Annotated in this window: 9 protein-coding genes and 1 pseudogene; 7 read left to right on the top strand and 3 right to left on the bottom strand. The window is 74.0% G+C overall.

Annotated elements, in window-relative coordinates; all coding sequences use genetic code 11:
- Positions 1-18 precede the first annotated feature (18 nt).
- From IE316_RS27910 to IE316_RS27885, 6 genes are all read left to right on the top strand, one after another.
- On the top strand, positions 19-738 hold the full coding sequence (locus tag IE316_RS27910) for a hypothetical protein (protein ID WP_190207283.1): 720 nt from the start codon (positions 19-21) through the stop codon (positions 736-738).
- Positions 739-805: 67 nt separating this feature from the next.
- On the top strand, positions 806-1,675 hold the full coding sequence (locus IE316_RS27905) for an aldo/keto reductase (RefSeq protein ID WP_190207282.1): 870 nt from the start codon (positions 806-808) through the stop codon (positions 1,673-1,675).
- A gap of 223 nt (positions 1,676-1,898) precedes the next feature.
- Positions 1,899-2,507, top strand: coding sequence for a flavodoxin family protein (locus IE316_RS27900; RefSeq protein ID WP_190207281.1), 609 nt, complete (start codon positions 1,899-1,901; stop codon positions 2,505-2,507).
- 72 nt (positions 2,508-2,579) lie between these two features.
- Positions 2,580-3,854, top strand: a complete 1,275-nt coding sequence (locus IE316_RS27895) for an MFS transporter (protein ID WP_190207280.1) — start codon at positions 2,580-2,582, stop codon at positions 3,852-3,854.
- Position 3,855: 1 nt separating this feature from the next.
- Complete coding sequence (locus tag IE316_RS27890; RefSeq protein ID WP_190207279.1) at positions 3,856-4,425, top strand: TetR/AcrR family transcriptional regulator; 570 nt, start codon at positions 3,856-3,858, stop codon at positions 4,423-4,425.
- Positions 4,426-4,689: 264 nt separating this feature from the next.
- Positions 4,690-8,034 carry a right-handed parallel beta-helix repeat-containing protein gene (locus IE316_RS27885; protein ID WP_190207278.1) on the top strand — a complete coding sequence of 1,115 codons (3,345 nt, stop codon included), beginning with the start codon at positions 4,690-4,692 and terminating at the stop codon, positions 8,032-8,034.
- Here IE316_RS27885 and IE316_RS27880 read toward each other — a convergent pair.
- Positions 8,015-10,033: an AfsR/SARP family transcriptional regulator gene (locus IE316_RS27880; RefSeq protein WP_229910581.1), complete on the bottom strand. Its 2,019-nt coding sequence runs from the start codon at positions 10,031-10,033 to the stop codon at positions 8,015-8,017. The two genes, IE316_RS27885 and IE316_RS27880, sit on opposite strands and share 20 nt — an antisense overlap.
- Before the next feature lie 257 nt (positions 10,034-10,290).
- Here IE316_RS27880 and IE316_RS27875 point away from each other — a divergent pair, with 257 nt between their 5' ends.
- Positions 10,291-11,679: a dihydrolipoyl dehydrogenase family protein gene (locus IE316_RS27875; RefSeq protein WP_190207277.1), complete on the top strand. Its 1,389-nt coding sequence runs from the start codon at positions 10,291-10,293 to the stop codon at positions 11,677-11,679.
- A 56-nt stretch (positions 11,680-11,735) separates the two neighbouring features.
- On the opposite strand, the gene IE316_RS27870 is transcribed toward IE316_RS27875, so the two are convergent.
- Both IE316_RS27870 and IE316_RS27865 read right to left on the bottom strand, forming a co-directional pair.
- The gene (locus IE316_RS27870; protein ID WP_190207416.1) at positions 11,736-12,356 is read right to left on the bottom strand and encodes a histidine phosphatase family protein; all 621 of its coding nucleotides are present in this window, start codon (positions 12,354-12,356) and stop codon (positions 11,736-11,738) included.
- Positions 12,357-12,361: 5 nt separating this feature from the next.
- Positions 12,362-12,493, bottom strand: a pseudogene (locus tag IE316_RS27865) (6-phosphogluconate dehydrogenase); the annotation flags it as partial.

Here is a 12,493-nt window from a genome sequence, read left to right as displayed (position 1 = left end):
CGCACCAGGAGAGACATCGTGTCCGATCTGCTCAGCACCGTCCTCGACGCCCACGGGGGCCGCGCCCGCTGGGAGGAGGCGAGCGAGATCCACGCCCGCCAGTTCTTCAGCGGCGCCCTGTGGGCGATGAAAGGCCACCCGGGCGCCCTGGACGACGTGGACGTGACCGTCGGCCTGCGCCGCCAGTACGTCCGGCAGGAACCCTTCTTCCAGGACGGCCACCACACGTCGTTCACGGCGGACCGGGTGGCGGTCGAGGACGCCGACGGCGGGACCGTCGAGGAACTCCTCGACCCCCGCGCCTCGTTCGCGGGGCACGACCTGACGACCCCGTGGACCCGGCTCCAGCTCGCCTACTTCTCGGGCAGCGCGATGTGGACGTACCTGGCCGAACCCCTCTCGCTCACCTTCCCGGGGGTGCGCACCGAGGAGATCGGCACCTGGACCGAGGACGGCGAGACCTTCCGCCGCCTGCGGGTGGTCTTCCCGGACGACATCGCCACGCTCAGCACCGAGCAGACCCTCTACGTGGACTCCTCCGGGCTGATCAGGCGGCGTGACTACAGCGTCGGGATCGCGGGCTCCACGCCGGCGGCCCACTACGTCTCCGGTCACCAGGAGGTCTCCGGCCTGGTGATCCCGACCACCCGCATGATCTACAGCCGGGACGAGAACGGGCACAAGGTGCCCGACCCGCTGGTCGTCTCGGTCCGGCTGGAGAACGTGACGGTCTCCTGACCACCGCCCCCGAATTCCCCGGCGCGCGACGGCGGCCGGGCAGCACAGCCAGAAAGGCGGCACCCTCATGAGCGGCATCTCGGCGGCGTCCTCCGGGACGTTCACCCTCGGCGGCGAGCTGGAAGTGACCCGGCTCGGTTACGGGACCATGCAGTTGACCGGCCCCGGCGTCTGGGGCCCCTTCCCCGACGAGGAGCGGGGCGTGCGCGTGCTGCGGCGCGCCGTGGAGCTGGGCGTGACGCTCTTCGACACGGCCGACTCCTACGGTCCCGGGGCGGCGGAGGAATTGCTGCGCAAGGCTCTGCACCCGTACCCCGAGGACGTGGTGATCGCCACGAAGGCCGGTCTGACCCGCCCGGGTCCGGGGCAGTGGCGGTCCGACGGGCGGCCCGAGTACCTGCGCCGTCAGGCGGAGTCCAGCCTGCGCCGGCTGGGCCTGGAGCGCATCCCGCTCTTCCAGCTCCACCGCATCGACCCGGCCGTGCCCTTCGAGGAGCAGATCGGCGTCCTCGGGGAGCTGCGCGCCGAGGGGAAGATCGCCCATGTCGGGCTCTCCGAGGTGGGCGTGGACGAACTGGAGCGGGCCCGCGCGATCGTGCCGATCGCCTCCGTGCAGAACCTCTACAACGTGGCCCAGCGCGACTCCGAGGACGTCCTGACGTACGCGGAGGCGAACGGGATCGCCTTCCTGCCGTGGTTCCCGCTGGCCACCGGCCGGCTCGCCGAGCCCGGCGGCCCGCTCACCCGGATCGCCGGCAAGCTGGGCGCCACCCCGTCCCAGGCGGCCCTGGCGTGGCTGCTGCGCCGCTCCCCCGTGGTGCTCCCGATCCCCGGCACCTCGTCGGTGGACCACCTGGAGGACAACGTGGCGGCCGCCGCGCTGGAGCTGTCACAGGGCGACTTCGAGGCCCTGAGCCACCCGTTCACCCGGGGCTGAGCACGCCCGGCCCCGAGCCGTACCCCCGCGATCCCGCGCGGGTCGGGGCCGGTTCCCGCGTCCCGCCGGGCGCCCTCCCCGCACGGGGCCGGTCGTCCCTTGACTTCTTTGAGACGACCGGTCATATTCATACGGTGGCGTGCGAGCCGGACAGCGCGGCACTCCGCCGACCGGCCCGATCTCCTGCCCATCCCACCCTTTTGATCTGCTCAAGGAGCGCACCATGACCGCCTCGACGAACCGCCCGACCGTCGCCGTCGCCTACCACTCCGGTTACGGACACACCGCGGTGCTGGCCGAAGCCGTCCGGCGCGGCATCGTCGGAGCCGGGGCCGACGTCGCCTTCGTGAACGTCGACGACATCAGCGACGAGCAGTGGCGGCAACTGGACGACGCGGACGCGATCGTCTTCGGCTCCCCCACCTACATGGGCGGCGCCTCCGCCGGCTTCCACGCCTTCGCCGAGGCCACCAGCCGCCGTTTCATCGAGGGCCGCTGGGCGGACAAGCTCGCCGCCGGTTTCACCAACTCCGCCTCCAAGAGCGGCGACAAGAGCAACACCCTGGCCTTCTTCGCCGCGCTGGCCGCGCAGCACCAGATGCTCTGGGTCAGCCTGGGCCTGGCCCCCGGCTGGAACAGCACCACGGCTTCGGAGAACGACCTGAACCGTCTCGGCTTCTGGGCCGGGGCCGGCGCGCAGACCCCCATGGACGGCGGGACGGACACCGTCCACGCGTCCGACATCGCCACGGCCGAGTTCCTGGGCGCGCGAGTCGCCCGGCACGCGGCGACGATGAGCGCCGGCCGCCGGGCCCTGTCCGTCGCCGCCTGATCCGGGTGGTGGCCCGCCGCGGCCGGCGAGCCACCGCCCCTCCCGTCGGAACAACGGCCGCGAGGAGACACCGTGACATCCTCCGCAGTGACATCCGCGACACCCCAGCCGGCACCCTCCGGCCCCGCACCGGAGCGGCAGGAGGGCCGGGGCCGGCCGCTGTCGACACTGGGCGTGGTCATCGCCTCGATCGCCGTCGCCTTCGGCGCCGGCGCCGGCAGTCCCCTGTTCGTGCTCTACCAGCACCAGTGGGGCTTTCCCGACTGGGAGTTGACCCTCGCGTTCACCGTCTACGCGGTCACCCTGCTGGCCACCCTGCTGGTGGCCGGATCGGTCTCCGACCACATCGGCCGCCGGCCGGTACTGATCGGCGCCATGCTCCTGCTGCTGGTGACCAGCGCGCTGTTCCTCGCCGCCGACGACATCGGCTGGATCATCGCGGCCCGCGCCGTCCAGGGCATGGCGACCGGCGCGGCCACCAGCACCTTCACCGCCGTGATCATCGAACTCGCCAGTCCCCGCCGCCGGGCCCTGATGACCGTGCTGACCAGTGCCGCCCCGGTCGGCGGGCTCGCCTTGGGCGCGCTCTTCGCCGGCCTGGCCGTGGAGTTCACCGACCACCCCACCCAGGTCGTCTTCCTCGGCCTGTCGGTCGTCCTGGTCCACGGCATCGCCTCCGTCCTGGCCGCCCCCGAGACGGCGGCCCGCCGCCCGGGGGCCATGGCCTCCCTGCGCCCACGGCTGAGCATCGTCCGCCCGGCCCGCGGCTGGTTCTGGGCGCTGGCCCCGCTCGTCGCCGCCGGCTGGATGTTCTCCGGCCTCTTCCTGGGCCTGGCCCCCTCCTTCGACAGCCAGGTCTTCGGCATCCACAGCGGCGCGGTGAACGGCGCGATCGTCGCGCTGCAGCCCCTGTCCGCGGCCGTCGCCGGCATCGCCTTCGGCCGGGCGACGGCCGCGGCGGCGACCCGCGCGGGCGCGCTGCTGCTCCTGACCGGCGCCGTCCTCGCGGTCGTCGGCGTCGCGGTGTCCAGCCTGCCGCTCGTCGTCGCCGGCGCCCTCACGGGAGGTTCCGGACAAGGGGCCGCGTTCGGCTCGTCCCTGCGCATCCTCGGCCCCACCGCGGACAACGCCCACCGCGGCGGCCTCTTCGCCGCGGTCTACCTCATCGCGTACACCGCGTACGGGGCGCCGGTCCTGCTGGCCGGCCTCGCGACCGACTTCGTACCGCTGCCCACCACGGTGGTCGCCTACGGCGCCGTCGTCGCACTGCTCGCCGCGACCGCCGTCCTCTCCCTCGCCCGGCGGGCACGCCGTCCGGGCCGGCCGTACCTCGTCCAAGGAGGCTGACATGCCGCGCGTGAACGTGAAGGAGCGCCTGATCGAGCACGCCGAGGACGTGTTCCGCCGCAAGGGGTTCAACGCGGCCAGCGTGCAGGACATCACCGAGGCGGCGGGCGTGCCCAAGGGGTCGTTCTACAACCACTTCGCCAGCAAGCAGGACCTGGCGGCCGAGATCGTCGCGCGATACGCCAGGGCCACCGACTTCTCCGCGCTGCACGGCGAAGGCCCCGCCCTGGACCGGCTGCACCGCCATCTCACCGGTCAGATCGACCGCATCCGCGCGTCGGGCGTGGAGTTCGGCTGTCTCCTCGGCACCTTCGCCGGTGACGGCACCACCGCGGGACAGCGGGTGCGCGAGAGCGTGCGCGACGCGCTGGACGACTGGGCCGGGGCGATGACCCGGACGATCGCCGAAGGCCAGGCCGCCGGGGAGATCACGGCGGACCGGCCGCCCGCCGGCCTGGCCGTCTTCCTGCTCGATCTCCTGGAGGGCGCCACACTGCGGGCCAAGGCCACCGGGGACCAGTCCTCCGTCGCCGACGAGGTCTCCATCGCCCTGGACGCGCTGCGCGCCTGACCCCCGGCAGCGACGTACGCCTTGCTCTTCGCACATACCCCGATGCCGGGTACGGGGCACATCCTCGGTCCAACATGTGAAGGCGGCTCGTGAACACATGTGTTCCTTGGATAGTCTCAGGGTGTACCAACCGCGCACACCCGGCCGCCCCGGGCCGGTTCGGCGCCGGCGGACGGAATCCGGGGCACACCACCGCACGGGTCCGGGTCCGGCCGCCCGCCGGACAGGGGACGGCCCGCGGCTGCACTATGAGGAGGATCGGCCGTGGCACGCACGACACTGACCGTGAGCCAGGACGGCACCGGGCACCACCGCAGCATCGGGTCCGCCCTGTCCGGTGCCCGGGCCGGCACGATCATCAGGGTCCGGCCCGGTGTGTACGCCGAAAGCCTCACCGTCCGCGCGCAGGTCACGATCGTGGCGGACGGGCCCAGAGGATCGGTCGAACTGGCCCCGCGCAGCGGCACGGCCGTGACGCTGGCCGCGGATGCCGTCCTCCTGACCGACCTGGTGCTGCGCGGCAACCACGACGATCTGCCGGTGGTGGACGCGGTGCGCGGCCAGATCGCCCTGGACGGCTGTGAGATCTCCGGCTCCGCCTGGACCGCGCTGCTCAGCCGGGGCAGCGGTTCGCTGGCGATGCGCAACTGCCGGGTCACCAACCCGGAAGGGGCCGGGGTGGTGGAGACCTCCTCCGCGGGCAGCGTCCTGGAGGACTGCACCCTGGAGCACATGGGCACCTCCGCCGTGGTGATCAGCGAGGACGGCCGGGCCGTCATCCGCGACTGCGTGGTCCGGGACACCCGGGGCAACGGCGTCCTCGCCAACGGCCGTTCCTCCGGGACACTGGAGAACTGCGATCTCTCCGCCACCGACCGCCCGGCCGTCGCCCTGGAGGGCGAGACGACGCTCGGCGTGGCCCGGACCACCGTCCACGACTGCGCGCTGGGCGTGTACGTCGCCAGTTCCGCCCGCACCGAGCTGTCCGAGGTCCACGTCCACGACACCGCCGGGCACGGATTCGCGGTGGCCAACCGTTCCGACCCGCAGATGTCGGGCTGCTCGACCGTCCGCACCGGCGGCAGCGGACTGTTCCTGACCGAACGCGCCCGGGGCCGCTACACGGACTGCGCCTTCGCCGACGCCGCCCAGGCGGCCGTCCATGTGGGGCAGGCGAGCGCTCCCCACCTGTCCGGCACGACGATCCAGGGCGGCTCCGAGGCCGGGGTGCTGCTCACCGACGCGGCCGAGGCCGACATCGACGGCGCGGACATCACCGGCACCCAGGGCCCCGGGGTGTCCCTGGCCTCCGGCGCCCGGCCGCTGCTGCGACGGGTGCGGGTACGGTCACCGCGGGCCGCCGGCATCCTCGTCGGCGACCGCGCCAAGGGGCGCTTCGAGGACTGCGAGGTCCAGCGCAGCACCGGTCCCTCGGTCCGCGTCGAGCAGGGCGGCCACCCCCAGTTCGGCGACTGCGCCTTCTCGGATGCCGGCAAGGCGGGCGTCTCGGTCGCCCGGGGCGGGAACGCCTCGCTGCGCGACTGCGCGGTGACCGGCAGCGCCGGCTCGGGTGTCGCCGTGGACGACGGCGGCGATGTCTCCCTGGTGCGGGTGCGGGTCGACGGCACGCGGGCGCACGGGGTACTCGTCTCGGCCGGCGGCAAGGGCTCGCTCACCGACTGCGTCCTCACCCGCAACACCGGTGACGGGATACGTCTGGACGGGACCGCCCCGATGTCCGTCACCGGCTGCACGGTCCACACCAACCAGGGCGCCGGGCTGCGGCACACCCGGCCCGGCCCCGCACTGACCGTGGACCGGCTGGAGAGCTCCGGCAACGGCCTGCCGGACGACTGGCGGATACCGGAGCCGGCCGCCGGCGCCCCCGCGACCGGGCCGGGCGCGCACTCCCCCGGATCGGGGCCTGCCGCCGCGCCGCTGGACGGGCCGTTCGCCGAACTGGACGCCCTGGTCGGCCTGGCCGGAGTCAAGGAGCAGGTCAACATGCTGGTCAGTCTCGGCCGGCTGACCCAGCGCCGCGCCCAGCTCGGCATCCCGGCCCCTCCGATGAGCCGCCACCTCGTCTTCGCCGGTCCGCCCGGCACCGGCAAGACCACCGTCGCCCGCCTGTACGGATCGATCCTGGCCGGTCTGGACATGCTGCCCTCCGGGCACCTCGTCGAGGTGTCCCGCTCCGACCTCGTCGCCCAGGTCATCGGCGGCACGGCCATCAAGACCACCGAGGCGTTCCAGAAGGCCCTGGGCGGGGTCCTGTTCATCGACGAGGCGTACACCCTGCTCTCCGACAGCAAGGGCTCCGGGGCCGACTTCGGGCAGGAGGCGATCGACACCCTGGTCAAGCTGATCGAGGACCACCGGGACGAGGCGGTCGTCATCGTCGCCGGCTACTCCAAGGAAATGGAGGACTTCCTCGCCGCCAACCCGGGCCTGGCCTCGCGGTTCACCCGGACCATCCAGTTCGACAACTACTCGGTCGACGAACTCGTCACCATCACCGAGAACATGTGCACGAACCACAGCTACCGGCTGGCCCCCCTGACCCGCGAGGCGCTGGGCGTGCACTTCTCCCGCATGCGGCGCGACGCCACCTTCGGCAACGGCCGCGCCGCCCGCAAGGTCTTCGAGTCCATGGTGGACCGGCAGTCGCTGCGGCTGGCCGCGCTGCCCGACGCCGGGGAGGCCGACCTGACGCTGATGCTCCCCGAGGACGTGGGCGAGGAGGAGGCCGCTCAGACGCGCTCCGGCTCCGCGGAACCGGGAGACAGCGACGCGCTCGCCACCATCCGCGCCATGACCGGCCTGGAAGCGGTCAAGCGCGAGGTCGGCGGCATCGTCGACCTGCTCTCCGCATACCGCCAGCGCGCCGCGCTCGGCCTGCCCACCCCCCGCATCAGCCACCACCTGGTCTTCTCCGGCCCGCCCGGCACCGGCAAGACCACCGTCGCCCGTCTCTACGCCGAGCTGCTGCGCTCCTTCGGCGTGCTGCCGCGCGGCCAGCTCGTCGAGGTAGCCCGCGCCGACCTGGTCGGCCGGTACATCGGCCACACCGCGCAGCTCACCACCGAGGCGTTCCAGAAGGCCCTGGGCGGGGTCCTGTTCATCGACGAGGCGTACACCCTGACCCCGGAGAACTCACCGCAGGACTTCGGCCGGGAGGCCGTGGACACCCTGCTGAAGCTGATGGAGGACCACCGCGACGAGGTCGTCGTCATCGTCGCCGGCTACCCGGCCGAGATGGGCCGCTTCCTCGACTCCAACCCCGGCCTCGCCTCGCGCTTCACCCGCCGGATCGAGTTCGAGAACTACACCACGGAGGAACTGCTGGCCATCGTCGGGGAACAGGCTCGCACCGCCGGTTACGTGTGCGCTCCCGCGACCCTGGAGGCGCTGCGCCACCACTTGGACGCCCTGCCCCGGTCGCGGTCGTTCGGCAACGCGCGGCTGGCCCGTCAGATCGTCGAGCAGATGATGACGCGGCAGGCGGGCCGGCTGGGCGGCGTGACCGACGCCGACGTCGAGACGCTCACCCTGCTGCTGCCGCAGGACCTTCCCTTCGCCGCCACGGCGGTCAGCGAAGCGCCGGCCTGACCCGGGGCGGCACCCCCGCGCGGATGGCGCGCGTACGCCGGCCGGCGAGCGGCACGACGACACGCCCCGCGCCGGTCCGCGTGACCCCGGTGACGCCCGTCCGCCGCCGTGCCTCGCGCGCCAGCTCCCCCGCGTACGCCAGCACCAGGGGATGCACGCCGTACCGGTCCGGCCCTACGGGGGTCAGCAGCCGGGCGCGCACCAGTTCGGCGACGGCCCCGGCGACCGTACGGGCCGCCGCCGGGGCGAGTCCGGTCAGTTCCGCGGTGGTCAGCTCGCCCCGCCCCCGCCGCGGCAGGGCCCGGAACAGGCGGGCCGCGTCGGGGCCCAGGGTGCGGTAGGACCAGGAGAACACGGCGCGCACCGCGTTGCCGCGGTCGTCGTCGCGGAACGCCTCCAGGCTTCCCCCGGCCGCCGCCAGTTCGTCGGCCGTCCGCCGCAGCGGTACGTCCGGGAAGGCCGTCACCCGGGCGGCCACGATGCCCAGGGCGAGCGGCAGCCGTCCGCAGTGCTCGACGATGTCGGCGACCGCGGCGGCGTCCGGGCCGGGGTGTGCGGCGCCCACTCGCCGGAGGAAGCACCGGGCCGCCTCCGCGGCGGAGGGGACGTCGAGCGACAGCAGCCGGGCCCCGTTCAAGGTGGCGAGGTCGGTGAGCCGTCGCCGGCCGGTGATCAGTACCGTGCACCGGGACGAGCCGGGCAGCAACGCCCGTACCTGCGCCGCGTCGTCGGCGTTGTCCAGCACGACCAGCACCCGCCGGGTGGCCAGCACGCTGCGGAACAGCGCCGCTCTGGCGTCCGTCCGGGCGGGGACGCGGGCGGCGTCGACCCCCAGCGCGGCGAGGAAGCCGGCCAGTACCTCACCGGCGTCCGCCGGGCCGCCCGCCGGGCTGAAGCCGCCGAGGTCGGCGAAGAGCTGGCCGTCGGGGAAGCGCGCGGCGATGCGGTGGGCCACGTGGACGGCCAGGGCGGTCTTGCCGACGCCGGCGATGCCGTCCACCGCCAGCACGCGCAGCGTCCCGGCACCGTCCGCCGTGAAGCGCGCCGCCTGTTCCAGGACGTCGGCGCGCCCCGTGAAGCAGGGCAGATCGGCGGGGAGTTGGGCCGGTACGTGCCGCGGTTCCGGTCCGGCCGGGGCCGGGCGGGCGGGGGCGGGTCCCGCCGGGCCGGGGCCGGTGGCCGGGACGGCGGGCTCCTCGGGTCCGCGCAGGATGCGGTCGTGGGCGGCGCGCAGTTCCTTGCCCGGTGACATGCCGAGCGTGTCCCTCAGATCCGCCCGGAAGCGGTGGTAGAGCGTGAGCGCCTCGGCCTGTTTGCCGTCCGCCGTGAGCAGCAGCATCGTCTGGGCCAGCAACCGCTCGTCGAACGGGTGCCGTTGCGCCGCCCGGCGCACGGCCGGCAGGACCGCGCCGGGCCGGCCGCAGCGCAGCGCGGCGGTCGCGGCCGCCGACACGGCGGCGACGTACTCGTGGTCCACCGCGGCGAAGACCTGGGGGGCCGGGTCCTCGGGCACCACGTCCGCCGCGCACCGCCCCTGCCACTGGCCCAGCGCCGCGGCGAACCGGTCCACCGCCTCGCTCGCGTCCCGGGCCGCGCGGGCCTGCTGGACCAGCCGCCGGAAGACGAGCAGGTCGAGTTCGTCCGGACCGACCCGCAGCAGGTATCCGCCCGCGCGCCGGACCAGCCACCGGCCCGGCGCGCGGGCCGGCAGTCCCGGTTCGAGCAGGCGCCGCAGCGCTCCCACGTAGCGGTGCACGGCGTTGACCGCGCTGCGGGGCGGGTCCTCCTCCCACAGCAGGCCGACCAGTTCCTCCAGGGAGACCGGACGCCCGGCGCGGGCCAGCAGCGCCGCCAGGACCAGCCGCTGCTGACGCGGCCCGGTGGGCAGTTCGGCGCCGGCCGCCCACACGCGCACCGGGCCGAGGACGCGGAAGCGGACACCGGTCGCCGTCTCCCGGTCCGGTCCGTCGGGGGTGGTGTCCCTCGCGTACATGGTCATGACGGCCTCCGCTCATCGCTCCCGTGCCGCCCGCCGCACCGGTTCCCGGCGGCCGCGCCCACCGTAGGGCCGCCGTCGCGGGGCGGGCATCGGTCGGATGACTCAACGCCGTCGCTCCCCGCGCACCGCGCGGAGACGAGTCATGTGACCGATGCGCGGCGGCCCGGCCGGGGCGACGCTGGACCCGGCGGTGCCGGCCGGAGTGCCGGGCGGCCCGTCACGTTCCCACTCGTAACACCTTGAGGAGTGCGCGCCTGATGATCGGTTCCGAGGACGTCGTGGAGGATGTCGACCTGCTGGTGGTAGGCGGCGGCAAGGCCGGCAAGACCCTGGCCATGGACACCGCGCGGTCCGGCCGGGGGGTGGTCATGGTCGAACGCGGCATGATCGGCGGCACGTGCATCAACGTGGCGTGCATCCCGACCAAGGCCCTGGTCACCAGCGCCCGGCTGGCCCGCCGCGTGGCGACGGCGGAGTCGCTGGGGCTGAACCTGGGCAAGCTGGAGGTCGATCTGCGGCTCCTGCGCTCGCACAAGGAGGGCGTGGTCTCGGAGATGGTCGATCTCAACCACCGCCAGTTCCTCGACAGCGGCATGGACCTCGTCCTGGGCGAGGCGCGCTTCGTCGCGGAGCGCACGGTCGAGATCCGCCTCAACGACGGCGGGCGCCGTGTCGTCCGGGGCGGTGACGTGGTGATCAACACCGGGACCGTGCCGCACCTGCCGGCGGTTCCCGGCCTGGCCGAGGCCGGGGCGCTGAACAGCGAGACGATCCAGCAACTCGACCGCATCCCGGAGCGGCTGGTGGTGCTCGGCGGTGGTTATGTCGGTCTGGAGTTCGCCCAGATGTTCGCCGCCTTCGGCAGCCGGGTGACCGTGCTCGACCGCAACCTCACCCTGCTGCCCCAGGAGGACCCGGACATCACCGAGGTCCTCGCCGAGTACCTGCGCGAGGACGGCGTGGAGATGCTCAGGGGGGTCTCGGTGAAGGAGGTCGTCCGCGAGACGGGCGGGGTGCGGGTCCACCTGGAGGACGGCCGCTCTCTGGTCGCCGACGACATCCTGGCCGCGACCGGCCGGGACCCGGTCACCGCCGGGCTGGGACTGGACGCGGCGGGCGTGCGCACCGACGAGCGCGGCTTCATCCGGGTGGACGAGCGGCTGGCCACCGACGCCCCGCACACCTGGGCGGTGGGCGACGTGGCGGGCAGCCCGCAGTTCACCCATGTCTCCCTCGACGACTACCGCGTCGTGAAGGAGAACATCGCGGGCGGCAGCCGCAGCACCACCGGCCGGCTGGTCCCCTGGAACCTGTTCACCGACCCGGAGCTGGCCCGCGTGGGCCTCACGGAGGCACAGGCCCGCGCCACCGGCCGGAACGTCCGCGTAGCCAAGCTCCCGGTCAAGGCCATTCCCCGGTCCCGTACGCTGCGCGACACCCGGGGCGTGTGGAAGGCGGTCGTGGACCGCGACACCGACGAGATCCTGGGCGTGGCGCTGCTGGGGCCGGAGTCCTCCGAGGTCCTGACCGTGGTGCAGACGGCGATGTGGGCGGGCCTGCCCTTCACCGCGCTGCGCGACGGCCTCATCGCGCACCCGACCATGGCCGAGGGACTGAACGCCCTCTTCACCGCCTGGACGGACTGACCCGGAAGGGGTGGCCGCGGGCTCGTGGCCACCCCGTCGCATCCCGCTCCGGCCGGTCAGCCGGCGGCTTCGAGTACGGCCGCGTTCGTGGTGTTCCACGCCATGAGCGCGGCCCTGCCGTGTTCCCTGCCCAGCCGGGACAGTGAGCCGGTGCCCAGGACGAACAGCCCTCCGGCGGCGGCCGGCAGACCGAGGTACCGGGCGGTGAGGACGCGCAGCACGTGGGCGTGGGCGACGAGCACCACGTCCGCCGCGTCCGGGGCCGCCAGCCAGGTCTCCACCCGGGCGAGCACCCGGTCGGCCCGCGCGGCGACCAGGTCCGGGCTCTCCCCGTGGCGGCCGTCCGCGGAATCCGGCACGCCGTCGGTCCACAGGTTCCAGTCGGGCCGGGTGCGGTGGATCTCGGCGGTGGTGACGCCCTCGTAGCCGCCGTAGTCCCATTCCCGCAGGTCGTGCTCCTCCCGGAGTCCGGTCAGACCCGCCAGTGACGCGGTGCGCACGGCCCGCCGCGCCGGACTCACCAGCACCGCGCCGATCCGGCGGCCGGCCAGCAGCGGCCTCAGCGCACGCGCCTGCGCCTCACCGGCCGGAGTGAGGGGCACGTCGGTGAAACTGGTGTGTCTGCGCGAGCGGGTCCACTCCGTCTCGCCGTGCCTGATCAGCAGCAGCTCGCCCACCGTGCTCACCTCGCCCGTTCGACGGCGTGGCCGCCGAACCGGTTGCGCAGCGCGGCGATCATCTTCATCTGCGGGGAGTCCTCCTGGCGGGAGGCGAACCGGGCGAAGAGGGAGGCGGTGATCGCGGGCAGCGGTAC

It is taken from the genome of Streptomyces fumanus, from assembly GCF_014655295.1.
GTDB classification, from domain to species: domain Bacteria; phylum Actinomycetota; class Actinomycetes; order Streptomycetales; family Streptomycetaceae; genus Streptomyces; species Streptomyces fumanus.
Note: the sequence above shows the minus strand (reverse complement) of the source record. Positions and strands in the feature narration are given on the sequence as shown.